This is a genomic window from Dactylosporangium sp. CA-092794 (genome assembly GCF_050948465.1).
Lineage (GTDB): Bacteria > Actinomycetota > Actinomycetes > Mycobacteriales > Micromonosporaceae > Dactylosporangium.
In genome coordinates this window covers 12,207,279-12,233,940 of sequence record NZ_CP192044.1, presented here as the reverse complement: position 1 = coordinate 12,233,940, position 26,662 = coordinate 12,207,279, and the positions used below count along the sequence as shown (strand labels likewise).

Genomic DNA, 26,662 nt, shown 5'->3' with positions numbered 1-26,662 from the left:
TGGCACATCTGCGAACCATCACCGACAAAAGGAGCCCTACGTGTCTCCAGCTCAGGGCAGCGCGGTGAGAGGCCGCACGAGATGGAAGCGCTTCGCGACCGTCGTCGTGCCGGCCGGCTTCATCGCCGGCGCCATCGTCTTCGGCCAGGCGACCGGCGCGATCGCCGCGTCGTTCAGCGTGTCCGGCCAGCAGTTCAAGGTCTCCGCCGACCGGCTCGAGGGGACCGGGTTCGTGCAGTACGGCGGCGTGGCCACGGAGAAGGGCGGCGACCCGCGCAACCCGGCCGACCCGAAGAACCACCTGGTGGCGGTCTCCGGCATCGCCAGCGCCAAGCTCTACAACCTCTGCCAGTCCGTGCGGATCCCCAACCTGCCCGCCAGCATGGTCATCCGCGCCGGCCGCGACGCCAACCACCCGGCCGAGGCCACCGATCTGCTGATCGACATGTCGTCGCTCAAGGGCGACGCCACCTTCGGCAACATCCAGATCGGCATCGACGCCTCCGACCTGAGCAAGGGCGGCGCCAACGCCAAGGGCCTGCAGGGCAGCTTCGCCCAGCAGGCCGACTCGGTGACGATCACCGGCCTGAAGCAGGTCGCCTGGTCCACCACCGCCGGCACGTTCAAGCTGACCGGTCTCGATCTCGGCATCTCCACGGGCTCGAACCCGGAAGAGTGCTTCTAGCCGTACGGCCTGGGCCCGCGGGTTGACACCCGCGGGCCTCCTTGCTGGAGGACGCCTTGATCACCTCGCACGCTTCGGTCGGGTGGCGCGCGCAACGGCCCTTCTGGGGCGGTCTGCTGTTGATGCTGTCGAGCCTGGAGCTCTTCCTCAGCGGCAACATGAAGCTCGCGCTGGAGGTCCACTTCGGCCCGACCGGCTTCCTGTCGTACGTCATCCCGCTGATCATGCTGCTCTGCGGAGTGCTGACCTGGTTCACGCCCCAGCAGCGGCTGTTCTACGGCATTCTCGGCACCGTCACCGCGCTGTACTCGCTGATCGGCCTGAACCTGGGCGGCTTCTTCCTGGGCATGCTGCTGGGCCTGGCCGGCGGCGGCCTGGCGGTCGCCTGGGCGCCGGTGGTTCCACCGGACGTGCTGGCCTCGGAGCCGATTTCGGAAGATGCGGAGCCGGTTTTGGAAGAGGGGGACGGCGCTGGCAGCGCCGATGATCAGCTCCCCCCAGCGTCCGGCCCAGGTGACCTGCCCAGGCGGCGTCACCTGGGCCCACTCCTGATGCTGGCCGCCCTGGCCGTCTCGATTCTCGCCGCCACCGACCACCCCGGCACCGCCTACGCCGCCCCGTGCAAGCCGCCTTCGCTTTCGCCCTCGGCCGCGGCGTCGTCCCCGCGTTCGTCTTCCGCTTCGCCCTCGCCGTCGCCCTCGGCCTCCCCGTCGCCGTCGCCGACACAGGACAATCCGACCGGCATCCTCGGCTGGCTGTCCGGCCTGTTCGGCGGCGGCAAGCAAGCGGCCGCCGCCACGCCGTCCCCATCGCTGTCACCGCCGGCTCCGGCATCAAGCGCGGCGCCCGCGACCAGGCCCGCCTCCCCGAGGCCGACCGCCTGCCCGTCCGCCACCCCGAACAACAAGCAGGCTCGGGTACCCGCCGGCCAGCCCTTCGTGGCGAAGCAGCCGTCGATCCTGAGGGCCAAGGTCATGACGATGGACAGCCTGACCTACGACGGCGTGGCAGAGCTGCCGCACAGGGACGGCACGAAGGTCCGGGTCCTGGCCTTCTCGATGAAGAACTCGGTGTCGACCCCGTTCGAACTGGACACCCCCGGCGCCCCGAAGCAGCTGATCACCACCAGCAGCAAGCTGACCGTCTCGGGCAACGTGAAGTTCTACACGACCAGCTTCAGCGCCAACGTCCTGGGCCTGCTGCCACTCACCTTCACCCCGTCGTTCCCGCCGCCCCCGATCCCGCTGCCGGGCTTCTACACGAACTGCACGATCGAGCTGGTGTACGTCCAGTCGAACCTGCTGACCGCCCCGGCCCTGAGCATCACCTACGCCGCCTGACCGCTCCCCGGTCCGTTCGGCCGGAATCGGGTTCGCGTCCGGCGAGTGCGCGAGCAACACCCTACTACCAGTACACGCCGCCGCAGGACCAGGCGGCCCTCCATGATGGGTGGGCGGCCCGCGGCGTTTCGATGGACGGCCGGTACATCACGGTCGGCTGGCTCGGCACCTCCCCGTCCCCGTCGACGAAACCTTCGCCGTCGTGGACACCACCACCAGCAAGACGGTCACGCTCCTCGTCTCCGGCGACATCCTGAACGTGGTGTTCGCCGCCGACGGCAAGGCCGGGGACCGGAAGTCTCCGTGATCATGATGCTCGCGGTGACCGCACCACGGGTTTGCCATGATCCCGGAGCCTTTCGGTACACGGGTGTACATCAGCACTCCGTGATCATGAAAAACCGTTGGTGTCGATGCCGGTTGCGCATGATCACGGAGACTTTCGGTCCCTGCGCCGTGCCGCGCGGCGTGTAGCGCCCGACGGGTGGGACGTGATCGCAGACCATGTCCGCCTGTTGGGACGCGCGGGCCGGGCACCAGTGGCGCCGGCGGGCAGAACCTGTAGTACCGGAGCGCCGATGTGTTGTTGTACAGCGGGCCGCCCCAACTGAGACTGAAACGCAGAACGCCGGTCCGTCCTGAGCGGACGGGTCCGGCGTTCTCGCTGGCTAAGTGCGGTGGCGCGGGGATTCGAACCCCGGGAGGAGTTACCCCCTCACACGCTTTCGAGGCGTGCTCCTTAGGCCACTCGGACACGCCACCGCCGAAGACCTTACCCGATCGGCCAGGCGCGTCGGCGGCGGGGCTCGGGGTTTGGGAGGATCACTGCATGAGCACGCACATCGGCGCCGAGCCGGGTCAGATTGCGCAGCGGGTTCTCATGCCTGGGGATCCGCTCCGGGCGAAATGGATCGCCGAGACGTACCTCAAGGATGCCTACTGCTACTCCACCGTGCGCAACATGCTCGGGTTCACGGGCACGTTCGACGGCGTCGAGGTGTCCGTCCAAGGGTCCGGCATGGGGATGCCCTCGGCCAGCATCTACGCCCACGAGCTTATCAACGACTACGGCGTCCAGGCGCTGATCCGGGTCGGCAGCTGTGGTGCGATCCAAGATTCCCTCAAGCTGCGCGACGTCGTCGCGGCGATCGGGGCGAGCACCGACTCCAGCATGAACCGGGCCCGGTTCGACGGGCTCATCGACTACGCGCCGGTGGCGGACTTCTCGCTGCTGCGGACGGCCGTGGACGTGGCGGCGGAGAAGGGGATCGCGATGCGGGTCGGGCCGATCCTGGCCGCCGACGCGTTCTACACCGATCGGCCCGACCTCTACGACCGGCTGGCCGACTACGGGGTGCTCGCCGTGGAGATGGAGTCCGCGGCGCTGTACACGATCGCGGCGCGGTTCGGGGCGCGGGCGCTGACGCTGCTCACCGTGAGCGACCACATCAAGACCGGTGAGCGGACGACCGCGCAGGAGCGGGAGCAGACGTTCGGGCAGATGGTGGAGATCGCGCTGAAGACGATCATCGCCTCATGACCGACAACGATGCGTTGCTGAGCCAGGTGCGGTTGATGCGCGAGCGCGGCAACACGCCCAAGCAGATCGCCAAGGCGCTGGGGCTGCGGCCGGCCGCCGTTGCTCCGTTGGTACGTCAGGTCGCGGAGGCGGACCAGGCGCACAACGACGATCCGGCCGGCCGGGTCCTGCTCGGGTGCTGGATCAGCCCGGGTTGGAGCGTCGGGCTGGGGCTGGACGAGGCGCCCGCGCAGTGGGCGGCGCTGGACCCGGGCGGGTTCGGCGGGGCGGACGGCCTGGCGAACGTCCTGATCGTCCGGCAGGAACGCTACAGCCGGGTGTCGGTCTGCGGATTCCTGGTGGATCTGTACTGCTTGGGCGTCAAGGACGCGCTGGGGCCGCATTCGATGAGTTCGCGGGCCGCCGACGACCTCCGCGAGGAGATCTTCGCCAACTTCGGCGGCGCGCCGGTGGCCGCCCCGATCGAGCTCGCCCGGGCCGTCGTGCACGGTGCGGTGGAGTACGCCCGGGGGCTGGGGTTCGAGCCCCACCCGGACTTCGCCGCCGCGGCGCCATACCTCGGCGGGCCGGCCGGTCCCAGCCCGATCCGGTTCGGGCGGGACGGCCGGCCGGTCTACGTCTCCGGGCCTTACGACGATCCGCATGCGGTGATCGAGAAACTGCAGCCCCGGATGTAAACGGTCAGGACGACAAGGCGGTCGTGGGGGACAGGCGGGCGGCGCGCATCGCCGGGTAGAGGCCCGCTATCCCGCCGATCACCAGCGTGGCCAGCAGGCCGCCGAGCAAGGCCCAGGCCGGCAGCACCGCCGGCCAGTCGCGCGCGGCGGCGTAGGCCTCGGTCACCAGCAGGCCCAGCAGCACGCCGCCGGTGCCGCCCAGGAGGGCCAGCAGCAGCGACTCGGCCAGGAACTGCGACCGGATGTGGCCGCGGGTCGCGCCCAGGGCCCGGCGCAGGCCGATCTCGGGGCGGCGCTCCAGCACCGAGATGACCATGGTGTTGGCCACGCCGACGCCGCCGACCAGCAGGGCCACCGCGCCGAGGCCCAAGAGGAGCCCGGTGTACGCCTGGTCGGTGGCCGCCTTGGCGGCGAGGGCGTCCGACGGGCGGGAGACCTGGACCTCGTTGGGCGCGGCCGGGTTCGCGGTCGCGGCGAGCACATCGGCCACCGCGGTCACGGCGTCGTCGCGGGCCCGGCTGTAGATGGTCGTCGGGTAGCCGTCGAAGCCGAGCACGCCGGTCGCCGCCGGCCAGCCGATCAGCGCGGCGCTGTCGAGTTCAGGCGCCAGGGGTACCGCATCCAGAATCCCCACCACCGTGAACCAATGGTCGCCGAGCCAGACGTTCAGTCCCAGCCCGTCGGCGAGGCCCAGGATCGACGCGGCGCGGGCGCCCAGGACGACCGTCGGATAGTCGGGGGCGGTCAGCCAGGTTCCGGCATGCACCGTGACGCCGACCGTGGCCGGCAGGTCCGGGCGGGCGGCCAGCACCGCGATGCCGCCCGACTCCTCGGCCGGGATGCGGTCGGTGCGGTACACGTGCGCCGACGGCACGCGGCCGGTGGCCGAGACCGCCGTGACCGGGCCGATCCGGGCGACCATCGCCTCGGCGTCGTCGGGCAGGTGGGAGTTGTCGCCGAAGAACGACTTGCCGGGGCCGGCCGTGAGCAGGTTGGTGCCGAGCGCGGCGAGCTGCCGGTCGACCTGTGCCCGGCTGGAGGACGAGATGCCGACCACGGCCACCATCGCGGCGATGCCGATGGCGATGCCCAGGGCCGACAGGACGACCCGCAGGGGGCGGGTGCGCAGGCCGATCCCGCCAAGGCGCCAGACGTCCGCGAATTTCATGACAACCGCCCATCGCGCAGCGCGAAGCGCAACGGCATCGAAGCCGCGATGTCGCGGTCGTGTGTGATGATCACGATCGTCGTGCCGGCGGCGTGCAGGGAGCGAAGCAGGTCGAGTACCGCGGCACCCGACGCACTGTCGAGATTCCCGGTGGGCTCGTCGGCCAGCAGCAGCGGCGGCGAGCCGAGCACCGCCCGCGCGATCGCGACCCGCTGCCGCTCGCCGCCGGAGAGCTGCGCGGGCCGGTGCGTCATCCGGTGGGCGAGCCCGACCCGGGTCAGCGCGTCGGCGGCCTGGCGGCGGCGCGAGGCGAGCCCGACCCCGGCGTAGAGCAGCCCGTCGGCGACGTTGTCCAGCGCGGACATGCCCGCCGCCAGGTGGAACTGCTGGAAGACGAAGCCGATCGCCGACGCGCGCAGCCGGGACAGGCCCGCGTCGGAGAGCGTCGCGACGTCCCGGCCGGCGATGCGGACCGTGCCGCTGGTCGGCACGTCCAGCGCCCCGATGAGGTGCAGCAGCGTCGACTTGCCCGAGCCGGACGGGCCGACGATCGCGGCCAGGGCGCCCGCCTCGATCGTCAGGGAGACCTCGTCCAGCGCCGTCACGCCGCCGGGGTACACCTTGCACACCCGCTCCAGCTCGATCATCCGGCCACCCCGACGGTCAGGCCGGCGGCCAGATCGGCGCCGGCGACCTCGACCTTGCCGGAGGCGAACAGCCCGGTGTGCACCGCGACCGTGCGCATGCCGCCGTCGGTGATGAGCTGCAGGCCGTACCCACCCTCGGAAAGCGCCACCAGGGCACTCACCGGCACGATGAGCACGTGCTCGCGCTGCTGCGAGACCAGGGTCACCTTCACCGGCGCGGCGTCGTAGGTGCCGAGCCGGGCCTGGTCCGCCACGGTCACCGTCACGTCGACGGTCACCTTCGTCTGGTTGTTCTGCACCGACGCCGTCGCGACCGCGCCGATCGTGGCGACCTTGCCGTCGACGGCGGTGTCGTCGGGCAGCTTCACCGCGGCCGCGGCGCCGACCGCGGCGAGCCGCTGCTGGGTCACGTCGAGCTGGATCGTGACCAGCCGGGTCGAGCCGGTCCACTGCAGGACCGGGCCGGCCGCGTTGTCGCCGGCGTGCGCGGTGACCTTGCCGATGCGCACCGCGTCGGGGGCGACCACGATCCGGCCGAGTTCGACGGTGCCGGTCTCGTCCAGGCCGAGGGCTTGCTGCCAGTCGCGCACCGCGTCGGCGGTGGCGCCGGTGTACTCGTCGTCGGCGGTGAAGCCCTTGTAGCCCAGGGCGGTCAGGTTGGCCTCGAGCGCGGCCACGTCGGCGCCCGAGTCGCCGGGCTTCAGCGCGCGGTAGAACGGCGCGCCGGCGTAGAACAGCACGATCGGGCGGCCGTCGACGTGGTACATCGCCTCGCCCCGCCGCACGGTCGAGCCCTCGGCGGGCAGGGCGGTGACGATGCCCGGGAGCCGGCCGTTGACGGTCACCGGGTCGCCGAAGCCGAGCGTGCCGTCGACGTCCTCGGTCGCGGTCAGCGTGCCCTGCACGATCTGTGCGGTGTGCGGCGGTGCGGGCGCCGCGGCCGGCGGAGCGGCCCGGTTGAATCCGACATAGCCGATAATGCCGATCGCAACGGCCACGACAACCAGGCCGATGGCCCAGCGCCTCACCGCTGCACCGTGCCCTGGCAGGCCTGGGCCGCCGCCTGGAACTGCGGGCTGTTGAAATCCACGGTGCCGTTGAGCAGCGAAGAGAGGCCGGTGTTCGGGTCCGGGTCGGGCATGTTCACGCCGTGCTCCCGCATGCACTTGGCGAAGGCCCGCGCCTGCTCCAGCTGCTGCGGCGTCAGGTTCGACAGCGATCCGCCGTTGGGCAGGTACTGCTGGCACGCCGATGCCGCCGCCACCGCCTTGTCGCGGTCCCCGGAGCCGGCGTCGAACTGCAGGTTGCCGTCCGGCCCGGGATCGGGCACGTCGACCCCGTGCTCGCGCATGCACCTGGCGAACTGCCGGTTGGCCTCCGCCTTGTCGATCGACGCGGAGGCGGACGGCTTGGCGGTGCCGGTCGCGGCGGTGGCGACGGACGGCCCGGACGGCGCCGACGAGCACGCGGCCAGCGCCAGCCCGCAGAGAGCGATCAGGAGCTTCTTCATGGCCGAAAGTGCACCGCCGGGCCCGTAAGACCGCCGTCAGTGCGCCCACTTATCCCGCGCTTACACGCCGGCGCGGCACCATGAGGACATGCGGGTGTTGGTGGTGGAGGACGAGCAGCTGCTCGCCGACGCGGTCGCCGAGGGGCTGCGCCGGGAGTCGTTCGCGGTCGACGTGGCCTACGACGGCGACGGCGCGCTGGAGCGGCTCGGCGTCAACGAGTACGACGTGCTGATCCTCGACCGCGACCTGCCCGCGGTCGACGGCGACGAGGTCTGCCGGCGGGTGAGCGCCACGCTGCCGGACACCCGCATCCTCATGCTGACCGCGGCCTCGGCCGTGGCCGAGCGGGTCGCCGGGCTGTCCCTCGGCGCCGACGACTACCTGGGCAAGCCGTTCGCGTTCACCGAGCTGGTGGCCCGGGTGCGGGCGCTGGGCCGGCGGGCCCGGGCCGCCGCCCCGCCGGTGCTGGAGCGCGGTGAGCTGCGACTGGACCCGAACCGGCGGGAGGTGTTCCGGGCCGGGCACTACGTGGCGCTGACCCGCAAGGAGTTCGCGGTGCTGGAGGAGCTGCTGCGGGCCGGCGGCGCGGTCGTGTCGGCCGAGCAGCTGCTGGAGCGGGCCTGGGACGAGCACATCGACCCGTTCACCAACGTGCTGCGGGTGACCGTGATGACGCTGCGCCGCAAGCTCGGCGATCCGCCCGTGATCTCCACCGTCGCCGGAGTGGGGTACCAGATCCAATGAAGCATCTGCACATCCGAGCCCGCCTGACGCTGCTCTACGGCGCGCTGTTCCTGATCGGCGGCGCCCTCCTGCTGGGCGTCACGTACTTCCTGGTCCGCCAGAACATCCACCAGCGCACGACCACCGACCTCCCGCCGGACCTGAAGCTCGACCTGGGCAGCCAGCAGATCCAGCTGCTGCAGTTCGTCCAGCAGCTCCAGCAGCGGCAGGAGCGGATCGAGCAGGACACCCTGCACTCGCTGCTCACCCAGGGCGCGATAGCGCTGGTCGCGGTGACCGTCATCGGCGTCGGCTTCGGCTGGCTGATGGCCGAGCGGGCGCTGCGCCCGGTCGGGCAGATCACCGAGGCGGCCCGCCGGGTGGCCGGCGGCAACCTGCACGAGCGGATCGCGCTGAGCGGGCCGCGGGACGAGATCAAGGAGCTCGCGGACACGTTCGACTCGATGCTGGAGCGGCTCGACCAGGCCTTCGACGGGCAGCGCCGGTTCGCCGCCAACGCCTCGCACGAGCTGCGCACGCCGCTGACGATCAACCGGACGCTCATCGAGGTCGCGCTCGGCCGGCCGGACCCGCCGCCGGAGATGGTCCAGCTGGGCGAGACGCTGCTGGCCGTCAACGCGCGGCACGAGCGGCTCATCGACGGGCTGCTCACCCTGGTCGCCTCGGAGCAGGCGCTGACCGTGCACGACCGGGTCGACCTGGCCGAGGTGGCCCGGCACGTGGTCGGCGACGACGACAAGCGGGTCGAGGCCGATCTGCGCGCCGCGCCCGTGGTCGGCGATCCGGTGCTGCTGGAGCGGGTCGTGCAGAACCTCGTCGACAACGCGGTGGCCTACAACGTGCCGGACGGGCGGGTGTGGGTCTCCACGGAGCGCACCGAACGCGGCGCGCGGCTGGTGGTGTCGAACACCGGGCCGGTGATCCCGGCGTACGAGATCCCGGGGCTCTTCGAGCCCTTCCGGCGGCTCCGCTCGCGGACCGGGTCGGCCCGGGGCACGGGTCTCGGGCTGTCCATCGTCCGCTCGGTCGCGGCGGCGCACGGGGGTACGGCCGACGCGGAGCCGCGCGACGGCGGCGGCTTGCGGGTGACGGTGACGTTCCCTTAGCGGTAATGCTCGAAGAAGCCGCGCAGCAGGGCCGAGGACTCGGCGGCCAGGACGCCGCCGATCACCTCCGGGCGGTGGGTGAGGCGGCGGTCGCGCAGGACGTCCCACAGCGACCCGGCGGCGCCGGTCTTGGGCTCCCAGGCGCCGAACACCACCGTGCCGACCCGGGCCAGGACCAGGGCGCCGGCGCACATGGTGCACGGCTCGACGGTGACGACGAGCGTGCACGCCTCCAGCCGCCAGCCGATGCTCCCGGCGGCCGCCCGGCGCAGCGCGATCAGCTCGGCGTGGGCGGTGGGGTCGCCGGTCACCTCGCGCTCGTTGTGGGCGGCGGCGAGCTCGGCGCCGTCGGGGCCGAGGATGACCGCGCCGATCGGCACGTCGAGCCCGGCTCCGGCGGCCACCTCGAGGGCCCGGCGCATCGCCGGCTCCCACCGGCGCCCAGCGGCGCTCACACCTCGCGGAGCTCCTCGATCTCGTCGCCGGCGCCGATGGCCTGGCAGATCTCGGCGGTGATGTCGGCCGGCAGCATGCCCTCCTGGGCGCACAGCTCCAGCAGCCGCCCACCTGGCACGCCGAGGTCGGCCAGCAGCTCCGGGTCGCCCACCGGCTCGATGTCGGGCTCGGCGGAGCCGCGCTCCTCCTCCTCGTCCTCCTCGGCGGGCTCCTCGGCGGCCTCCGCGATCTCGGGCAGCTGCTCCTCGATGTCACCCAGGAGAATGGCGCCGAGGCGCGACTCCTCGGCGAAGACCGAGTCGGAGCCGAAGATCCGCAGGTCCTCGCCGTCATCGAGGCGCAGGACCACGAGATATGCGTCGTCGGACTCGACGAACAGCAGCGAGACGGACGCCTCAGGATCGGCGTCGCGCAGGCGATCGGTGATCTCTTCGATGTCGGCGACGCCGCTCAGGTCGAGCTCGGCTGCTGCCCAGCTCCCGGCGCCGCGCGTGACAGCGGCAGCGAAGTGCGACACGGTCCCCCCGGTCGGTGCTCGTCGGTACGCGTGAACACTATTCGAGCCGGTTGCCGCTTGGCGCTGAAGGGCCCAAGAGTTCAGTCGGCGAGTCGTCGCCGGTTGGCGATCAGCTCCCGGAGGCGGTCGGCACGGACCCGGCGCGGACGGAGCCGCACACGAAGCGCCTTCGCGTCCGCGAGCTCGACGAGCAGCGCGAGCCGCCGGCGACGCCGCTCGGGGTCGAGCCGCTGCAGCCTCAAAGCCATGAGGCTGAGGGTGATCCTCACCGCTATCCACGTCAAGTGGAGCGCGGAAACTCTACCCAGCGTGCCGGGCCGATATCACCAGAGCAGCCAGACGCCGCCGGCGAGGCGGTACGCGACGAGGATGCCGGCGATCGCCACCGCGATCCCGCTGGCCGCCGCCACGCCCACGGCGACGCCCCGGTCGCCGAAGCGGGCCAGCAGCGCCGCCGCGCCCCAGGCGAGGAGACCGGCGATGAGGGTGACCCAGACGTACCCCCGCGCGGAACCGGCCGCCAGCAGACCGAGCAGCAGCATCCAGGCCGCGCCGGCGCCGGCCCCGGCCGCGATCATCGGAGCGCGGACGGGCAGCGGCTCGCGAAACGTGGGCCGTGGGTTGCTGACCTTGAACACCGGCGGCCGAACCGCGCCCTGCCAGGCGCCGTACGCGGCGGCGGGGGTCGGCGGGCGCGCGCTCAGCCGCGGCGGCGGCCCGACGACCGGCGGCCCCATGGCACCCGGCCACGGCCCCCGGCCCGGTGCCCCGGGGAGCGCGGGCTGGGCCGCGGTCACGGTGGGCCAGCCGGCAGCGGGCGCCGAGACCGGGGCCACCGGACCGCCCGGTTCCTTCCACTGCGACTCGCTCACTGCCACATCAGCAGCCTAGCGCCTGCTTCATAGCTGCGGCGGGGCTGCGTCGGGCCCAGGTCTCTCGCCCAGGCCGACCCGGCGCACTGCGCCAGGCCGGGTCGCCCAAGGCGCCAGCGGCGTCCCGCGAAAGCCCGGTTACAACACCGGTAGCCTGGCTTCCGCGGGCCACCATTGGACGAAACCTGGACTCCGCCTCGCTCCCACCCCAGCTATGAAGCAGGCGCTAGCCCGCAACGTCAGCCGAAGACCGCGAGCCGTTTCCGGCTGGACCCGCCGACCATCGTGAACTCGCCGCCGGCGGTCAGCTGGTGCAGCGTCCCGGCGGCGGTCAGCGCGCGCACGCCGGCGATCCCGTTGGCCTGCGGCGCCCAGTCCAGCAGCCGGCCGGAGGCGTCGACGGCGGCGAGCTTCACCCGGGGTACCGAGCCGTCGGTGCACGTGCCCTGGCTGCCGTTGTTGGGGGTCTTGCACGCCTTGTCGAAGTGCCCGCCGAGGTACGCCACGCCGCCGAGCGCGGCGACCGCCTGCACGTCGCCGTCGAAGACGCGGGTCCAGCGGACCTTGCCGCCGGGCGTGTAGGCGACCGCCCGGCCGCCCTGCCCGCCCATGCCGGCGTAGACGGTGCCGTCCGCGCCGACGGCGACCGCGAACACGATCGCCGGCGGGCGCGGCAGGAAGCCGCGGTCCAGGGCGCCGGTGACCGGGTCGACGGCGGTGAGGCGCAGCGAGTTGGCGACGTCGTCGGTGCGGTGGAAGGAGCCGGCCAGGTAGACCCGATCCGCGGTGACGGCGAGCGCCTCGACGGCGTCGTCGGCGGTGGGGGTCCAGCGGGCGTCGAGCGCGCCGGTGGCGACGTCGAAGGCCGCCAGATTGGTACGCCGGGCCGCATCGATCCCGGTGAACCGCCCGGCCACGTAGAGCCGCCCGCCGCCGACGCCGAGCGCGAGCGGCGACCCGGCGACGGCGTGGCTGAACGCATCGACGGCGCCCGTGGTCGCGTCGAGCCGGGCCAGCGAGTCACGGCGCGCGCCCGAGACTCGCTGGAAGTCACCAGCCATATACACAGCGTTACCGTCGGCGGCCAGGGCGCGGACCGTGTCGTCCGCCGACGGCGCCCAGTCCAGCAGCGCGCCGGTGCGCGCGTTGAACGCCGCCAGCCGGCCGCGTGGATAGCTGCGACCGGCGACGATGGCGTTGCCGAACGACCCGCCCACGTACACGGTGTCGCCCAGGTAGGCGGTCGCGTACACGGCACCGTCGAACTCCGGCGCGCGCAGCGGGCTCTTCTGCACCGTGGCCGCGCTCGCCGTACCACCGGTGAGGAGCACCCCGGCCGCGATGGCCGCCCCTACAAAACGGATAAGTCGCATGGAATGGACGGTAACCGGATGTAATCGCGCTAATGTCCGGAAATCGGTCGGCATAAGTCGTTCGGCGGCCGTCCCGAGCCGAACGGGTGACCGGCAGGTGTGCGAGAGTTCCGCAGTGCGTGATGCGACGTTGAACGTGGCGGTGGTCGGGCTCGGGCTCATCGGCGGATCGGTCCTGCGTGCGCTCGCGGCGCACGGCCATCGCGTGAGCGGTTACGACGCCGACCCGGCGACCCGGGCGACCGCGCGCACCGCGGCCGCGCAGGCGCCGGCCAACGCGCGCTGGCACGTGACCGCGACGATCGCCGACGCGGTGCGCGACGCCTCCCTGACCGTGGTCGCGGTGCCGCTGCCGTCGGTGGGGCCGGTCTTCGACGAGCTGGCCTCGCTGGGGTACGTCGGCGTCGTCACCGACGTGACCTCGGTCAAGGCCCCGGTCCACGACATCGCCGCCGACCGGCTGCGCACCGGCGGGCAGGCGCTGGCCACGTTCGTCGGCGGCCACCCGATGGCCGGCCGGGAGACCTCCGGCTTCACCGCCGCCGACCCGCGGCTGTTCGAGGGCTGCGCGTGGGTGCTGTGCCTGAACGAGGACGGCGCCGGCATCCGCGACTGGGTCGAGCTGGCCGCGCTCGTCACCGGCCTGGGCGCGCGGGTCGTCCCGGCCACCGCCGAGGAGCACGACGCCGCTGTCGCCGCCATCTCGCACGTGCCGCACCTGGTCGCCGCCGCGCTGGCCGCGCTGATCTCCAGCGATCCGCTCGCCGGCACGCTGGGCGCCGGGTCGTTCCGCGACGGTACCCGGGTCGCCGCCGCCCGCCCGGAGCTGACCGCCGCGATGTGTGGCGGCAACGCGCCCGCGGTGGGCCGGGTGCTGGACACCGTCCTGGCCGACCTCAACGCGGCCCGCGCGGCCCTCGACGGCGCCGACCCGATCGGCGCGCTCACCCCGTGGCTCACTCCCGGGCACACCGCCCGGCTGGGCTGGCCTCCCCAGCCGGGCGAGTCGGCCGACCTGCCGGCCCGCGCCGACGTGCTGCTGCGTCTGGGCCGGGTGGGCGGCTGGATCGAGTCGGTCTCAGCCGACCGCAAGACGGTCCGCGCCGTCCGCCCGGCCTGAGAACGTCCGCGTATCGGTCACCACGGCGGTGACCAGCCCGGCCGGGGTGACGTCGAACGCCGGGTTCACCGCGGCGGTGCCGGCCGGGGCGGCCGTACCCACCACCTCGGCCGCGCCCCGGTCCTCGATCTCCACGTCGGCCCCGGACGCCGTCGCGGTGTCCACCGTGGACTCCGGCGCCACGCAGATGAACGGGATCCCGGCCGCCCGCGCGCCCAGCGCATGCGCATACGTCCCGATCTTGTTCACCACATCGCCGTTGGCGCAGATCCGGTCCGCGCCGAGGATCACCGCGTCCACCTCGCCGCGCGCCATCAGGAACGGCCCCGCCGAGTCGACCGCGAGCCGGTGCGGGATCCCGGCCCGCCCCAGCTCCCACGTGGTCAGCCGGGCGCCCTGCAGCAGCGGCCGGGTCTCGCTCGCGATGACGCCGCCGAGCGCGCCCCGGCGGTACAACTCGAAAATGACGGCCAGCGCCGTGCCGTCCACGACGGTGGCCAGCCCGCCGGTGTTGCAGTGGGTGAGCAGCCGTGCCCCGGTCCCGCACAGGCGCTCGACCAGGTCCGCGCCGCGCCGCGCCATTTCCGTCGAGCTGGCGATCTCCTCGTCGCGAATCCGCATGGCCTCGGCCAGCACGGCGTCGAACGAAGGCAGCCGCCCCGCCGCCCGCCGCGCTTGCCGGGCCAGGTTCACCGCCGTCGGCCGAGCGTTTTCCAGAAGGTGTACCGCATGAGCCTGCGCCGCGGCGTCGCCCTCGTGCTGCCGGGCCGCGAGCGCCACCCCGAACGCCCCCGCGACCCCGATGGCGGGCGCCCCGCGCACCGCCAGCCGGCGAATCGCCCCGACCACGTCCTCGACGCTGGTAAGCCGCAGGAACACGGTCTCCCCGGGCAGCCGCGTCTGATCCACGATGACCAGCGCACCGTCAATCCAGTCAATGCTGCGCATCAATGTCCTTTCCGCCTTTACCCGCTTCGGTCCCATTTTCTCGAAAGCGCCGACGGGGAACGTAGACGCGCGTACATTCGGAGTTCATGAGCTCCGCACTGGTGCTCGCGGCGGTCCCGTTCGTGCTGGCCGCGGGCCTGCTCGCGTTGATGAAGGTCCCGACGAATCTCCAACTCACCGTCACCGACAACGCGTTCGTCATCGAGCCGCAGGGCCTGGACCGCTGGTGGACCCGGCGGGCCCGAATCGAGGTGCCGGTGTCAATGATCGCCTCGATCCGCATCGCGCCGCGCTCGGAGGCCCCGCCGCTGCCCCGTCACCGCGGCCCGCTGCACATTCGCGGCCTCATCACGGCCGGCCAATACGGCAACATTTTCTGGGACGTGCGCCGCGGCGACCAGCTCCTCATCATCCGCTGCCTCCCGGGCGCGGAGTTCGGCACGCTGGTGCTGCAGCTCGCCAACCCGCTCGCCACGCTGATCCGGACCCGAACGGTACTCGCCCGCCCTACCGGCCGCCCGTCCGCCGAGCCCGGCCCCGCCGACTGGGCCGCCCTGGACGCCCGCCAGCACCCCGCCGCGCCCCGCCACCGCCAGCGCGCCGGCACCCACTCACCGTTCCCGCCGGCCCCGTAGCCCCGCGCGGCCCGCTCGTGCGCTTGGTGCCTCGTCGGGGCGCTGCACGGCGCAACGACCGGAAGTCTCCGTGATCATGCGCAACTGGCACCGACACCAACGGTTTTTCATGATCGTGGAGTGGTGATGTACCCCTGTGTACCGAAAGGTTCCGGGATCATGGCAAACCCGGTGTGCGGTCGGTGCGGGCATCATGATCACGGAGACATTCGTCCGGCCCGGCCGCGCAGAGCGGCGGTTGCGCCCGGCGGGTGCGACATCCGCACCGTCCCGCCCCTCGGGGTCGGCGCCGATGGCCGCTTGTGCCCAGCGACGCCCAGCCTGCGGCGGCCGTCGGCGATCGGGGCGCCGGTGGACGTGACCCGGCGAGGATCATGATCACGGAGACATACGGCGGGCCTGGGGCGGCGTGGGCGGCTGGTCTGGTCGGGTGGCGGCGGGGAACCGCTAGCGTGGGCGTATGTCGTCAGCGCGGGACCCGTTGGCCGATCTGCGTCGGATCGCGTACCTGCTCGAGCGTGCCCATGAGGCGACGTACCGGGTGCGGGCGTTTCGAGGGGCGGCGGCCAAGCTGGCCAAGTTGCCCGAAGGGGAGCTGGCGGCGCGGGCCAAGGCCGGGACGTTGACCGAGCTGGCGGGGGTCGGTGAGGTGACGGCGCGGTGCGTGGTGGAGTCGCTCGCCGGTGAGGAGCCGGTCTACCTCCGGCGGCTCGAGGCGACCGCCGGGCAGGACCTCGACGACGCCACCGCGGCGCTCGTGCGGGCGTTGCGTGGAGATTGCCACGCGCACTCCGACTGGTCCGACGGTGGGTCGCCGATCGACGAGATGGCGATGGCGGCGGCGCAGCTCGGGCACGAGTACCTCGTGCTGACCGACCATTCGCCGCGGCTCACCGTCGCGCGCGGGCTCTCCGCGCAGCGGCTGGCCGAGCAGCTCGATGTCGTGGCCGAGCTCAACGCCGGGTTCGCCGGGCTGGGCATGGAGTTTCGCGTGCTGACCGGGATCGAGGTGGACATTCTCGGCGACGGGTCGCTGGATCAGACCGACGAGCTGCTCGCGCGGCTCGATGTCGTGGTCGGGTCGGTACACAGCAATCTCAAGGACGAGCCCGAAGTCATGACGCGGCGGATGGTGACCGCGCTGGGCAACCCGCACCTGGACATCCTCGGGCACTGCACCGGGCGGCTGATCACCGGCGGGCGGGGGACGCGGCCGGAGAGCCGGTTCGATCCTGAGGCCGTGTTCGGGGCGGCGGTGGAGCACGACAAGGCGATCGAGATCAACTCGCGGCCGGAGCGGCTCGATCCGCCCAAGCGGCTGCTACGGGTGGCGCTGGAGGCCGGCTGCCGGTTCGCCATCGACACCGACGCTCACGCGCCCGGTCAGCTGGACTGGCTGCCGAACGGGTGTGCGCGGGCCGTCGCCTGTGGCGTTCCCCCGGAGCGGATCGTCAACACGATGCCCGCCAAGGAGCTTGTGGCGTGGGCGGCGGCGCACGAGTAGGCCCTGCGAGACACCGACGCCGGCCAGGACGATCAGGCCGCCGACCGGCTGGTGCCAGGTGAGGTGCTCGCCCAGGAAAACCACGCCGGCGACGGCGGCCACGAACGGCGGGAAGTACGTGACCATCGAGCCGGTGGTGATGCCCGCCGTCTGCACCACGTGGTAGTTCAGGGCGAAGGCGATGCCCGTGCCGAAGATGCCCAACGCCAGCACGCCCAGCCAGACCCGCGGGCCGAGGTGCTGCGGCGCCGGCGGCCGGCCCGCGATCAGCGGCGCGGCGACGAGCAGGTGCAGCGTGGACATGAGCAGCTGGCCGGCGGAGAGCTGGAACGGGGAGATGTCGAAGTGCTGCATCAGCCAGCGGGTGTAGTTGAACGAGATGCCGTAGCAGGTGACCGCGCCCAGCAGCATCAGCTGGCCGATCAGCGAGCTCCCGGCGACGCCGTCCCAGACGCCGAGCACGACGAGTACCCCTAGGAAACCAATGAAAAGTCCAGTGATCTGGCGCCGGTCGGGACGCTGCGAGCGGACCGCGATCAGGGTCACCGCCAGGGTCGTGAGCGGCGCCGTGCCGTTCCAGATGCCGGCCAGCACCGAGGGCACCCGCTGCTCGGCGTAGCCGAAGAGGGTGAACGGTACCGTCGTGGCGAACACCGCGAAGAGGAACAGATGTCCCCAGAGCCGGGCGCCCTTCGGCAGCGGCAGCCGGCGCACCGCCAGCAGGATCAGCAGAGTGGCGGCGCCCAGGGCGATCCGATAGAGGGCGATATACACCGGTGCCAGCCCCGCCAGCGCGTCCTTGATGAACATGAAGCTGGTACCCCAGATCAGGGCGACCGCGGCGAATGCCGGTAACCAGCGTTTCACGTCAGGGGCGGGATTCGTCATGGGCCTTACTCTGCACCGGGTCGGACGGCCTTGTCGCGCGGGTATCGGACCTGAAGGGCCCGCTCGGGCCACCCATTGGGAATTGGCCTGCGGGCATACCGCGATGATCGGAACATTGCCGTAGGGTTCGGCGCGTGGGATCTATCGATGACATCGCCAACAGGTATGTCGAACAATGGGCGCCCCTCGACCCGATCGGGGCGACCTTCGTCGGCGTGGCCGGCTACGACGACCGGATGACCGACCTTTCACCCGACGGATTCGGCGCGCTCGCCGACCTCGACCGCGGCACGCTCGCCGCGCTCGACGCCGCGACGCCGCAGAGCGAGAGCGAGCGGGTCGCCAAGGAGGCCATGCAGGAGCGCCTCGGGCTGGCCCTGGAGCGCTACGAGGCCGGCGATCTCACCAGCGATGTCAACGTGATCGCCAGCCCGCTGCACGGCGTGCGCAGCTCGTTCGATCTCATGCCCTCCGCCGGCGAGCAGGACGTCGCCAACATCCTCGCCCGCCTCGCCGCCGTGCCCACCGCGCTCGCGCAGTGGCGGCAGACGCTGCTGCACGACGCCCGGCGCGGCCACGTCGCCCCGGCCAAGCAGATCGCCGAAGTGGCGAAGCAGTGCGAGGTCTGGGCCGACATCGACGGTGACAACTTCTACCCCGACCTGGCCGAGCGGGTCGGCGCGGAGCACCCGGCGCTCGCCGCGCACCTGAGCCGGGCCGCCGAGGCCGCGCGGGTCGCGACCGTCGAGACGGGCGAGTTCCTGCGCCGGGAGCTGGTCCCGCTGGGCCGGCCCAAGGAGGCCGCCGGCCGGGAGCGGTATCAGCTCGCCTCCCGCTTCTTCCTGGGCGCGACGGTCGACCTCGACGAGGCGTATGCGTGGGGCTTCGAGGAGCTGGCCCGGCTGGAGTCGGAGATGCGCACCGTCGCCGACAAGATCGTGCCCGGCGGCACCGTCGACGAGGCGGTCGCCGCCCTCGACGCCGACCCGGCCCGCACGATCCACGGCAAGGAGGCCTTCCGCGACTGGATGCAGCAGCTCGCCGACGCCACCGTGCGCGAGCTCAACGGCCGGCACTTCGACATCCCGGAGCAGGTCCAGCCGATCGAGTGCATGCTGGCCCCGACCTCGGACGGCGGCATCTACTACACCGGCCCGAGCGAGGACTTCAGCCGCCCCGGCCGCATGTGGTGGGCCGTGCCCCAGGGCGTGGACAGCTTCTCGACCTGGCGTGAGGTCACGACGGTGTACCACGAGGGCGTCCCCGGCCATCACCTGCAGATCGGGCAGACATATGTGCGGGCCGAGCTGCTCAACCGCTGGCGCCGGGTGCTCGCCTGGTCCTCCGGCCACGGCGAGGGCTGGGCGCTCTACGCCGAGCGGCTGATGGACGAGCTCGGGTACCTCTCCGATCCCGGCGACAAGCTCGGCATGCTTGACGGCCAGGCGTTCCGCGCCACCCGGGTGATCGTCGACATCGGCATGCACCTGGAGCTTCCCATCCCGCGCGACAACCCCTTCGGCTTCGCACCCGGCGAGCGGTGGACGCCCGCGCTGGGCTGGGAGTTCCTGCGTGCCCACTGCCGCGTCGAGGACAAGAGCCTGCGATTTGAGCTGAATCGGTACCTCGGGTGGCCGGGTCAGGCGCCGTCGTACAAGCTCGGCGAGCGCGCCTGGCTGGCGGCCCGGGCCGACGCCCAGGCCCGCAAAGGGGCGGAATTCGACCTGAAAGCCTTCCATCGCGACGCGCTCAACCTCGGGTCGCTCGGCCTCGACCCGTTGCGCGCCGCCGTGGCCCGGTTGTGATTCTCATTTGCGCCCGTCGCTGCCCTTGGTGACGCTAGAGTGCGTCATCGGGGGAACGATCGTCGCACCAGTCGCACGGCCGGTGGGTGTTGCGCAACCTGCGATATGGCACCTTGTGGTCTGGCGATCTGTGACCCGGCCCACTCATACTGATGGAGAGGCTAAGGGGGGAACTTATGCCGACCATCTTCTACCAGGAGCACGACATCGTCATCACCGACGATGTCTACGCCGTATGGAAACCGGAGCCCCAGGTCTACGACCTGGAGGCGCTGGACGATCTGCGCGTCGAGCACGACGGCCGCGGTGGCCGCATCGTGCTGCTCGTCGCCGGCGCGCTGGCCACCGTGGGGGCGGCGGCCGCGCTCACCTTCACCGAAGGCACCGCTCAGTATGTGGTCACCGCCGCGGTACTGGCGGTCCCGCCGCTCACCGGCCGCGCGATGCGCGTCTTCACGCCGGTGGTCTGGCTGCTGCGCGCCCGTTACGCGGGCGCCGGCGTCACGCTGTTCACGTCGACCAACGTCATTTCGCTGATTCGGGTGCGTCGCTGCCTGATGCGGGCCCTGGCTGCCAACGCGGCCAGCCTGGACCGTCTCGACCGGGCCGGCTACGCGGACGCTTTCAGGAGGTTGAACTCCGAGCTCTGAGCGCGCATATGGTGGTGTTACCCGCGGGGCGGTAGCCGGCGGGTAACACCCATTTGCCCAGTTTGCCGCTTATATGCATTCATGGGCCAACGTTGCATACTCGCGTGAAGTGTCGCTCGCCGCTGAGTACGCTAAAGGTTCACGTCCTAGGGTTCGAAGGAGGGCGACCCGATGGCCGAGGACCTCGACGCGATCGTCTGGCGCAGGGCCACGCGGTGTGGCAACCACACCTGCGTGGAGATCGCGCAGACCGCGGACGCGATTCTGGTCCGCGATTCCAAACACCCCTGCGGCGAGCGCCTGAAATTCGGCGCCGCCGACTGGCGTGCGTTTATCACAGGGCTGCGCACCGGTAGCCTCGTCGCTCCGTCCTGATCGCTATCGGACGTCGAAGTCGCCGTCCTTGATGCCGGCCATGAACGCGCCCCAGGAATCGCGTCCGAAAGAAAGCCGCGACCCGTCCGGGTTTTTCGCATCGCGGACCATCACGACGCTGGACGCGAGGCCGGCCACCTCGACGCACGTCGTGTTGCCACAGTAGCTGCTCTTGCGCCAAGCGGGCAGCGTGGCCGTTTTGTGCATATTTCACCTGTTCTCTGGACGGGAGACGGCCCCGGTGGCCGCCCCAGATTTCCCTCGGAATTAGTCCGGGGATCCTTGGTCGGCAGGCCGTTTATCCGCGTCAGCGGCGGCGGGGGATTCCGCGGCCGCGGCTATTCGTGCAGCCGATTCTTTCTCATCGATGGCGGCATTCCACAGATGGTCCCAGGCCTCGCGGTGCCGCGCGATGCGTATCGGGTCGTCGACAATCTCATCGACCGTGCCGCTTTCTCGATAGAGCACGGCGTGACTGTTCTGATCGGGCGACAGATACAGCAGGTCATAATGGCCGAACGGTGAGAACGGGCTTTCCAGCGGGTGGATCCGGATGTGGACCCAGCCTTCGGCGATCATCTTGCCGATCTCGGCGAACTGCTCGCGGCTGGTCTTGGATCCGCCGAACTTGCGCAGCAGCACCGACTCGTCCAGGACGGCGAAGACCTCGGGCCGCGGGTCGCGCTGCCGGATCATCTCCCGGCGCACCGTGCGAATCGCCGCGCGAGCGTCGATCTCCGCCTCGGTCAGCTCGTGCGCGAAGGGGCTGATGATGGCGCGGGCGAATGCCTCGGTCTGCAGCCATCCCGGCAGCACCGCGGGCGCGAAGCTGCGGATCGCCGTCGCCTCGGCCTCGAAGCTGATCAGCTGGCGCATGGCCGGGGTGAGCAGGCCGTGGTACCGCTTGTCGTCCCACCACTGCCGGCGCTGCTTGGAGGCCTTGGCGGCCTGGACGAGGTCCTCGATCGTCTTACGATCCTTGACGCCGAGATAGGCAAGCAGTGGCCGCAGGTCGTTCTGCGAGATGGTGACCTCGCCGGATTCGATCCGCATCACTTTGGACAACGACCATTCCATGGCCTCGGCCACTTGGGACTGCGTGTCGCCCTTTCGGAGCCGGGCGTCCTTGATCGCGAGCCGGACTTTCCGGCGCGCGACCGCGGGCGTGTCACCCGAACTCATGTCGTGGCTGTCCCTCGTCGGACCTGTGTCTACTTGCCGTATCGCTGCGAGTATTCCCACCCTACTCGCCGGTAGGCGGGCAGGGTCGCAGACCTGCGCAAAACGTCGGGGGACGGGAATTACCCTGTTGTCGCGGGTTATTCCGGCCGTTCGGATGGCCCTGTTCGAGGCCTGGGTTAGTGTAAGGCCAATCGGCCATACGGCTATCGGTGATATGGCAGATTCTCCGGATCGTTACCTACTGGACAGTAAGTAACGACCCGGTCCTACCCGTCAGTGCGAGACCGCGGAGCGCCGCTCCCGGCCGCGCCACTCGAGGGCGCGGATCAGGGCTCGGCGGACCTGGCCGAACTTGGTCGGGTCGGTGCTGTGGAAGAGCCGGACGTCGTGAAGACCGTACTGGGCCCGGATTTCCTTTGCCGGGCGGGTGCGGCCCGTCCGCGGGTGCTCCAGGACGTACACCCCCTCCAGGAAATCGATCCGGTACTGGACGTGGGTGGGCCGGAGGATCTCGAAGCGATCGGTGGTCACGATCAGCTCCTGACTTCGGTACAGCGTGCGCATCTGCTTCGCCCCTCGGTCTTGCGAGAAGGCCCAGCGATGCGGTAGGGATTACCTCAAGTATCGATGCCGCCCCACCGCGTAGCCGGAAAATGGCGGCACAACCAGAACAGCGCCCGGTTGCCGCCGGGCGCTGTCTGTGTCGCCACTCGCCCCCTCGTGGCTGCTGTCCTGATGGTCCCATGCCGTACGCCTGTGCGCTACCTGACAACTTGCCATATCGCAGGTTGCGTAACCGCTGGTGCTGATCTCCTCAGATCGGCAGCGGGTTGCCGCGCTGCTCGAGCGCCCGGATCAGGGCCCGCCGCACGGCGCTGAACGTCGGTGCGTTGGTTGTGTAGAACAACCGGACGTCGGCCGACCGGTACCGCGCGCGGATCTCGCGGCCGACCCGGAACCCGGCCCCCCGGCCGTGCCGGACGATGTACGGCGCCTCGATCTCCGTCAGGTCGAACCGGACGTTGTCGGCGTGGCGGACCACGCAGGTGCTCGTGATCATGATGTCGCTACTGCGGAAGAACATCGCCGCCCCCTCAAACAGCGTGTCGATGTCCTGATGGTCGCATGCGCCGGCACGGGTGGGCAGCCGTCAACCAGCCGTATCGCAGATAGCGACATGACGTCTGGCGGGCCGATGGATGGCGGGTCGGCGAACGCTGGGGCGACGCCGGGCTTCCCCGGTCGGGGGTCGCCCGGCGTTTTGCCTGGTGAGCGGCGGAGGATACGAGATTCGAACTCGTGAGGGTTTTATCCCAACACGCTTTCCAAGCGTGCGCCCTAGGCCTCTAGGCGAATCCTCCGTGCGCCAGGATACCCATCGTTCGCCGGGTTCGCGCCACCGGGTATTGTGGTCCGCAAGCCACTCGTGCGGCGGCACCTCATGAACCTCCCCAGGGCCGGAAGGCAGCAAGGATAAGTGAGCTCTGTCGGGTGCACGGGTGGCCTTCCTGCATCTCGCGCCCGCCCGGTGACGCCTGCCGAAAAGTGTCGGTGGTCGGGAGTACGGTGGTCCCGGCTCTAGGAACCTCTAGTCGAACGGAGGACCGCTGGTGGCGCTCGCGCTCTACCGCAAGTACCGGCCGCGCACGTTCGCCGAGGTCATCGGGCAGGAGCACGTCACCGAGCCGCTGTCGCAGGCGCTGCGCTCCGGCCGGCTCAACCACGCCTACCTCTTCTCCGGGCCCCGCGGCTGCGGCAAGACCAGCAGCGCCCGCATCCTCGCCCGCTCGCTCAACTGCGAGCGCGGGCCGACCCCGGAGCCGTGCGGCGAGTGCCAGTCCTGCCGCGACCTGGCTCCCGACGGCGCCGGCTCCATCGACGTCATCGAGATCGACGCGGCCAGCCACGGCGGCGTGGACGACGCCCGCGACCTGCGCGAGCGGGCGTTCTTCGCCCCGGTGTCGAGCCGGTTCAAGGTCTATGTGATCGACGAGGCCCACATGGTCTCGTCCGCCGGCTTCAACGCCCTGCTCAAGCTGGTCGAGGAGCCACCGGACTACGTCAAGTTCGTCTTCGCCACGACCGAGCCGGAGAAGGTGCTGGGGACCATCAAGTCCCGCACCCACCACTACCCGTTCCGCCTGATCCCGCCGGGCGTGCTGCGGCCATACCTGGAGCAGTTGACGGCGGCCGAGGGCGTGAAGGTGGAGCCGGCCGTTTTCCCGTTGGTGGTACGAGCCGGCGCCGGCTCCGCCCGTGACAGCCTCTCGGTGCTCGACCAGCTGATCGCCGGCGCCGGCGAGGAGGGCGTGACCTACGCCCGGGCGGTGGCCCTGCTGGGCGTCACCGACGTCGCCCTCATCGACGAGATGTGCGACGCCCTGGCCGCCGACGACGGCCGCGGCGCCTACGGCGTCATCGACCGGGTCGTCGAGGCCGGCCACGACCCGCGCCGCTTCGCCTCCGACCTGCTCGAGCGCCTGCGCGACCTGATCGTCCTGCAGCAGGTGCCCGACGCCGTCACCAAGGGCCTCCTGGACGCGCCGCACGACGAGCTCGAGCGGATGGGCGCCCAGGCCACCCAGCTGGGCCAGGCGACGCTGTCCCGCTTCGCCGACATCGTGCACAACGGCCTCACCGAGATGCGCGGCACGACCGCCCCGCGCCTGCTCCTGGAGCTGATCACGGCCCGCATGCTGCTCCCCGCCGCCGACGACTCCAGCGCCGCGCTGCTGCAGCGCCTGGAGCGGATGGAGCGCCGCCTGCAGGCCGGCAGCGTGCCCGCCCCCACTTCTCCGGCGCCGTCTCCGGCTCCGTCCCCTGCCGACCCGGAGGTCTCCGGCGCCGCGCCGGTGCGCGGCTCGGTCGAGAGCGGCTCGAGCCGCGGCCTGGACTACATCCGCGAGCCGCGCGGTGGCGCGCCGGGCGGGCAGCCCGGTGGGCAATCGCAGGCTCCGGAGGTGCCGGACGCTTCCTGGTCTTCCGCGCCGCCGCCCGGCCCGGTCGCGGACGAGCGGCCCGCACCCACCCCGGCCCCGGCCCCCGAGACCCGGCCGGCGCCCGTGACGCATGCGGCGCCCGGCGGACAGACGACCGGCGGTGGCCCGGCGCCGGCTCAGCCGCCGGCGAGCGGCGGGGCCCTTGACGCCGACGCGATGCGCCGCGTCTGGCCCGACGTGCTCGCCCTGGTCAACGACAAGAGCAAGAAGTCGGGCGCCATCCTGCGCGACGCGATCGTCCAGGACGTCGAGGGCGGCACGCTGGTGCTCGCCTTCAAGTACTCAACGCATGCCAACATGCTCAACGCCGCCCCGGAGGTGCTGATCAGCGCCCTCCAGGAGCTGTTCGGCGGCCGCTGGCAGGTCCGCTGCGAGGTGGGCGGGCAGCCCGGCGGTGGTGGCGGTGGGGGTGGCGGCAACCGGCCGACGCCGCCGAAGCCCACGCCGCAGCCGCCCGGCCCCTCCGCACCGCCCTCCGCCTCGGGCCCCTCCGCCTCAGGCCCGTCGGCGTCGGGTCCTCCGGCTCCGTCGGGCTACCACGCCGTCCCCGGTCAGCCTTCGGCCCCGAGCCACTACACGACCGCGGCCCCATCCGCCGCTGCCGGTCCGTCCGCCGTCGTGGGTCCCTCCGCCGTCGCGGGGTCCTCTGGGGGCGCGGAGTCGTCGGCTGTCGCCGGGCGATCCGTGTCCTCCGCCGTTTTGTCGGCCACCGCGAGCCCGCCCGCAGGCCCGGGGCAGCACGGCCCGGCAGGCCTGGGCCAGCCCGGCCCCGCGGGGCCGGGGCGACCTGATTCGTCGGGGGGCCCGGGGCAGCAGGTCGCGGCGAGCCAGGCGGGCTCGGCCGGCGGTGGGCCGGGGCAGGCCGCGCCCAACGGTTACCGGGGGTCGTCCTCGGGGCGGCCGGTTGGCGCGCCGGCGCAGGCGGCGCCCGCGGACGATGACTGGCCGACGCCCGCGATTCCCGGAGGCGGCGGCGCGGCGCAGGTCACCGCGCCGGCCGTTGTTGCCAGTGCCCCGGACGACGACTGGCCGATGCCGGCGACGCCGGGGGGCGCAGCGGCAACGGCCGCGGCCCATCCCGCGCCGGCGATGCAGCATGCGGCGGCGGATATTGGCGGCCGACCGGTGGCCGGCTCGGCACCGATCGGCTCGGCACCGATCGGCTCGGCACCGATCGGCTCGGCACCGATCGGCTCCGCACCGATCGGCTCCGCACCGGCCGGAGTCGACGCGCCCGCAGGTGCGGCCGCGGGCTGGGCGGAGGCGGCGCTCGGTTCGGCCAACGGGGCACGAATCGGTGCGGGCTCCCCGAATGGGGTGAGCGCGGGCTCGCCCAACGGGGCGAACGCGGGCACGGCCCTGCACGGGTCGAACCCGCCCGGTCCGGCCAACGGCGGCAAGCCCGCAGCCGCCGCCCCGGTCAAGGGCGGGCGGTCGCGGCCGGGCGGGTCCAGCGCTCTGGAGCGCGCCCGGGAAGCGGCCAGCCGGGCGGCCGCCGCGGCGGCGAACGGTGGACGGCGCGGAGCGGGAGCGGTGTCGGCACCGCCGGCCGCGCCGGCGGAGTCGGCCTGGGAGGGCACGGGGGCGGAAGAGCCGCCGTTCGACCCGGAGTATGACCAGCCGGTGCAGGATTCGCGGTTCCCCGGGCTCGATCCCGGAGACGAGTTGCTGGACGACGCCACCGAGGTCCGGGAGACCAGTGAGGAGGCGGCCCTGCGGCTGTTGGTCGAGGCGCTGGGCGCGGAGAAGATCGGCGAGACGACCGGCTGACGGCGGCGCAGCCGCGCCGTCGAGGCGTCAGGCGGCGTGGCGACGGTGGGCGGGCGCGGAAGCGCTGTCGCGGGGTTGGGCGGCGTGGCGACGGTGGGCGGGCGCGGAAGCGCTGCCGCGGGGTTGGGCGGCGTGGCGGTGGTGAGCGGG

27 protein-coding genes, 2 tRNA genes, 1 other RNA gene and 1 pseudogene are annotated in these 26,662 nt (G+C 72.0%); 14 read left to right on the top strand and 17 right to left on the bottom strand.

Annotated elements, in window-relative coordinates:
- The first annotated feature begins 40 nt into the window (after nucleotides 1–40).
- Both ACQPXD_RS53120 and ACQPXD_RS53115 read left to right on the top strand, forming a co-directional pair.
- Nucleotides 41–685: a DUF6230 family protein gene (locus ACQPXD_RS53120; protein WP_432832324.1), complete on the top strand. Its 645-nt coding sequence runs from the start codon at nucleotides 41–43 to the stop codon at nucleotides 683–685.
- Nucleotides 686–741: 56 nt separating this feature from the next.
- Nucleotides 742–2,025 (top strand): DUF6114 domain-containing protein, encoded by a 1,284-nt coding sequence (locus tag ACQPXD_RS53115; RefSeq protein WP_432832322.1) that lies wholly within the window; start codon nucleotides 742–744, stop codon nucleotides 2,023–2,025.
- Between the two features lie 675 nt (nucleotides 2,026–2,700).
- Here ACQPXD_RS53115 and ACQPXD_RS53110 read toward each other — a convergent pair.
- Nucleotides 2,701–2,787 (bottom strand) — tRNA-Ser (locus ACQPXD_RS53110).
- A 67-nt stretch (nucleotides 2,788–2,854) separates the two neighbouring features.
- Between ACQPXD_RS53110 and deoD the strand changes: the two genes are divergently transcribed.
- Both deoD and ACQPXD_RS53100 read left to right on the top strand, forming a co-directional pair.
- Complete coding sequence (gene deoD / locus ACQPXD_RS53105; protein ID WP_432832320.1) at nucleotides 2,855–3,565, top strand: purine-nucleoside phosphorylase; 711 nt, start codon at nucleotides 2,855–2,857, stop codon at nucleotides 3,563–3,565.
- On the top strand, nucleotides 3,562–4,242 hold the full coding sequence (locus ACQPXD_RS53100) for a hypothetical protein (protein WP_432832318.1): 681 nt from the start codon (nucleotides 3,562–3,564) through the stop codon (nucleotides 4,240–4,242). Before deoD ends, ACQPXD_RS53100 begins: the two co-directional genes overlap by 4 nt.
- 4 nt (nucleotides 4,243–4,246) lie before the next feature.
- Here ACQPXD_RS53100 and ACQPXD_RS53095 read toward each other — a convergent pair whose 3' ends face one another.
- Genes ACQPXD_RS53095 through ACQPXD_RS53080 form a run of 4 tightly spaced genes read right to left on the bottom strand, consistent with a single transcriptional unit; the run spans nucleotide 4,247 to nucleotide 7,567 of the window.
- Nucleotides 4,247–5,410 carry an ABC transporter permease gene (locus ACQPXD_RS53095; RefSeq protein WP_432832316.1) on the bottom strand — a complete coding sequence of 388 codons (1,164 nt, stop codon included), beginning with the start codon at nucleotides 5,408–5,410 and terminating at the stop codon, nucleotides 4,247–4,249.
- Complete coding sequence (locus tag ACQPXD_RS53090; RefSeq protein WP_432832314.1) at nucleotides 5,407–6,057, bottom strand: ABC transporter ATP-binding protein; 651 nt, start codon at nucleotides 6,055–6,057, stop codon at nucleotides 5,407–5,409. Before ACQPXD_RS53090 ends, ACQPXD_RS53095 begins: the two co-directional genes overlap by 4 nt.
- Nucleotides 6,054–7,085, bottom strand: coding sequence for a peptidoglycan-binding protein (locus tag ACQPXD_RS53085; RefSeq protein WP_432832312.1), 1,032 nt, complete (start codon nucleotides 7,083–7,085; stop codon nucleotides 6,054–6,056). Before ACQPXD_RS53085 ends, ACQPXD_RS53090 begins: the two co-directional genes overlap by 4 nt.
- Nucleotides 7,082–7,567 (bottom strand): hypothetical protein, encoded by a 486-nt coding sequence (locus ACQPXD_RS53080; RefSeq protein WP_432832310.1) that lies wholly within the window; start codon nucleotides 7,565–7,567, stop codon nucleotides 7,082–7,084. Before ACQPXD_RS53080 ends, ACQPXD_RS53085 begins: the two co-directional genes overlap by 4 nt.
- Before the next feature lie 88 nt (nucleotides 7,568–7,655).
- On the opposite strand from ACQPXD_RS53080, the gene ACQPXD_RS53075 reads away from it, so the two are divergent.
- On the top strand, nucleotides 7,656–8,312 hold the full coding sequence (locus tag ACQPXD_RS53075) for a response regulator transcription factor (protein WP_432832308.1): 657 nt from the start codon (nucleotides 7,656–7,658) through the stop codon (nucleotides 8,310–8,312).
- A complete protein-coding gene (locus ACQPXD_RS53070) occupies nucleotides 8,309–9,418 on the top strand; it encodes a sensor histidine kinase (RefSeq protein ID WP_432832306.1) in 1,110 nt (369 codons plus the stop codon). The genes ACQPXD_RS53075 and ACQPXD_RS53070 overlap by 4 nt, the downstream gene beginning before the upstream one ends.
- On the opposite strand, the gene ACQPXD_RS53065 is transcribed toward ACQPXD_RS53070, so the two are convergent.
- The 5 genes from ACQPXD_RS53065 to ACQPXD_RS53045 form a co-directional block, all read right to left on the bottom strand.
- The gene (locus ACQPXD_RS53065) at nucleotides 9,415–9,840 is read right to left on the bottom strand and encodes a nucleoside deaminase (RefSeq protein WP_432844292.1); all 426 of its coding nucleotides are present in this window, start codon (nucleotides 9,838–9,840) and stop codon (nucleotides 9,415–9,417) included. The two genes, ACQPXD_RS53070 and ACQPXD_RS53065, sit on opposite strands and share 4 nt — an antisense overlap.
- A 29-nt stretch (nucleotides 9,841–9,869) precedes the next feature.
- A complete protein-coding gene (locus ACQPXD_RS53060) occupies nucleotides 9,870–10,391 on the bottom strand; it encodes a tRNA adenosine deaminase-associated protein (RefSeq protein ID WP_432832304.1) in 522 nt (173 codons plus the stop codon).
- Between the two features lie 80 nt (nucleotides 10,392–10,471).
- Entirely contained in the window at nucleotides 10,472–10,639 is a 168-nt protein-coding gene (locus ACQPXD_RS53055; protein ID WP_432832302.1) for a hypothetical protein, read from the bottom strand.
- Nucleotides 10,640–10,714: 75 nt separating this feature from the next.
- Nucleotides 10,715–11,269 carry a hypothetical protein gene (locus ACQPXD_RS53050; RefSeq protein WP_432832301.1) on the bottom strand — a complete coding sequence of 185 codons (555 nt, stop codon included), beginning with the start codon at nucleotides 11,267–11,269 and terminating at the stop codon, nucleotides 10,715–10,717.
- Nucleotides 11,270–11,502: 233 nt separating this feature from the next.
- Nucleotides 11,503–12,636 carry a hypothetical protein gene (locus tag ACQPXD_RS53045; RefSeq protein WP_432832299.1) on the bottom strand — a complete coding sequence of 378 codons (1,134 nt, stop codon included), beginning with the start codon at nucleotides 12,634–12,636 and terminating at the stop codon, nucleotides 11,503–11,505.
- A gap of 115 nt (nucleotides 12,637–12,751) precedes the next feature.
- On the opposite strand from ACQPXD_RS53045, the gene ACQPXD_RS53040 reads away from it, so the two are divergent.
- Nucleotides 12,752–13,756 carry a prephenate dehydrogenase gene (locus ACQPXD_RS53040; RefSeq protein ID WP_432832297.1) on the top strand — a complete coding sequence of 335 codons (1,005 nt, stop codon included), beginning with the start codon at nucleotides 12,752–12,754 and terminating at the stop codon, nucleotides 13,754–13,756.
- On the opposite strand, the gene mtnA is transcribed toward ACQPXD_RS53040, so the two are convergent.
- Nucleotides 13,715–14,704 (bottom strand): S-methyl-5-thioribose-1-phosphate isomerase, encoded by a 990-nt coding sequence (gene mtnA, locus ACQPXD_RS53035; protein ID WP_432832295.1) that lies wholly within the window; start codon nucleotides 14,702–14,704, stop codon nucleotides 13,715–13,717. The genes ACQPXD_RS53040 and mtnA overlap by 42 nt on opposite strands.
- An 86-nt stretch (nucleotides 14,705–14,790) precedes the next feature.
- Between mtnA and ACQPXD_RS53030 the strand changes: the two genes are divergently transcribed.
- Both ACQPXD_RS53030 and ACQPXD_RS53025 read left to right on the top strand, forming a co-directional pair.
- Nucleotides 14,791–15,339 (top strand): hypothetical protein, encoded by a 549-nt coding sequence (locus ACQPXD_RS53030; protein ID WP_432832293.1) that lies wholly within the window; start codon nucleotides 14,791–14,793, stop codon nucleotides 15,337–15,339.
- A 460-nt stretch (nucleotides 15,340–15,799) separates the two neighbouring features.
- Nucleotides 15,800–16,843, top strand: coding sequence for a PHP domain-containing protein (locus tag ACQPXD_RS53025; protein WP_432832291.1), 1,044 nt, complete (start codon nucleotides 15,800–15,802; stop codon nucleotides 16,841–16,843).
- A gap of 72 nt (nucleotides 16,844–16,915) precedes the next feature.
- Here ACQPXD_RS53025 and ACQPXD_RS53020 read toward each other — a convergent pair.
- Nucleotides 16,916–17,653 (bottom strand): annotated as a pseudogene (locus tag ACQPXD_RS53020) (DMT family transporter); the annotation flags it as partial.
- Nucleotides 17,654–17,865: 212 nt separating this feature from the next.
- Here ACQPXD_RS53020 and ACQPXD_RS53015 point away from each other — a divergent pair.
- The 3 genes from ACQPXD_RS53015 (at nucleotide 17,866) to ACQPXD_RS53005 (ending at nucleotide 20,561) form a co-directional block, all read left to right on the top strand.
- Complete coding sequence (locus ACQPXD_RS53015; RefSeq protein ID WP_432832289.1) at nucleotides 17,866–19,536, top strand: DUF885 domain-containing protein; 1,671 nt, start codon at nucleotides 17,866–17,868, stop codon at nucleotides 19,534–19,536.
- Nucleotides 19,537–19,712: 176 nt separating this feature from the next.
- Nucleotides 19,713–20,186 (top strand): DUF6232 family protein, encoded by a 474-nt coding sequence (locus ACQPXD_RS53010; protein ID WP_432832288.1) that lies wholly within the window; start codon nucleotides 19,713–19,715, stop codon nucleotides 20,184–20,186.
- A gap of 171 nt (nucleotides 20,187–20,357) precedes the next feature.
- Nucleotides 20,358–20,561, top strand: coding sequence for a DUF397 domain-containing protein (locus ACQPXD_RS53005; protein ID WP_432832286.1), 204 nt, complete (start codon nucleotides 20,358–20,360; stop codon nucleotides 20,559–20,561).
- A 3-nt stretch (nucleotides 20,562–20,564) separates the two neighbouring features.
- On the opposite strand, the gene ACQPXD_RS53000 is transcribed toward ACQPXD_RS53005, so the two are convergent.
- The 5 genes from ACQPXD_RS53000 to ACQPXD_RS52980 form a co-directional block, all read right to left on the bottom strand.
- Nucleotides 20,565–20,768: a DUF397 domain-containing protein gene (locus ACQPXD_RS53000; protein ID WP_432832284.1), complete on the bottom strand. Its 204-nt coding sequence runs from the start codon at nucleotides 20,766–20,768 to the stop codon at nucleotides 20,565–20,567.
- Nucleotides 20,769–20,828: 60 nt separating this feature from the next.
- On the bottom strand, nucleotides 20,829–21,743 hold the full coding sequence (locus tag ACQPXD_RS52995; RefSeq protein WP_432832282.1) for a helix-turn-helix domain-containing protein: 915 nt from the start codon (nucleotides 21,741–21,743) through the stop codon (nucleotides 20,829–20,831).
- 273 nt (nucleotides 21,744–22,016) lie between these two features.
- Nucleotides 22,017–22,274: a hypothetical protein gene (locus ACQPXD_RS52990; protein ID WP_432832280.1), complete on the bottom strand. Its 258-nt coding sequence runs from the start codon at nucleotides 22,272–22,274 to the stop codon at nucleotides 22,017–22,019.
- Nucleotides 22,275–22,557: 283 nt separating this feature from the next.
- On the bottom strand, nucleotides 22,558–22,827 hold the full coding sequence (locus tag ACQPXD_RS52985; protein WP_432832278.1) for a hypothetical protein: 270 nt from the start codon (nucleotides 22,825–22,827) through the stop codon (nucleotides 22,558–22,560).
- A 192-nt stretch (nucleotides 22,828–23,019) separates the two neighbouring features.
- A tRNA-Ser gene (locus tag ACQPXD_RS52980) sits at nucleotides 23,020–23,104 on the bottom strand.
- A gap of 55 nt (nucleotides 23,105–23,159) precedes the next feature.
- Here ACQPXD_RS52980 and ffs point away from each other — a divergent pair.
- Nucleotides 23,160–23,253, top strand: an RNA gene (ffs, locus tag ACQPXD_RS52975) — signal recognition particle sRNA small type.
- A 100-nt stretch (nucleotides 23,254–23,353) separates the two neighbouring features.
- Nucleotides 23,354–26,512, top strand: coding sequence for a DNA polymerase III subunit gamma and tau (locus ACQPXD_RS52970; RefSeq protein ID WP_432832276.1), 3,159 nt, complete (start codon nucleotides 23,354–23,356; stop codon nucleotides 26,510–26,512).
- The last annotated feature ends 150 nt before the right edge of the window (nucleotides 26,513–26,662 follow it).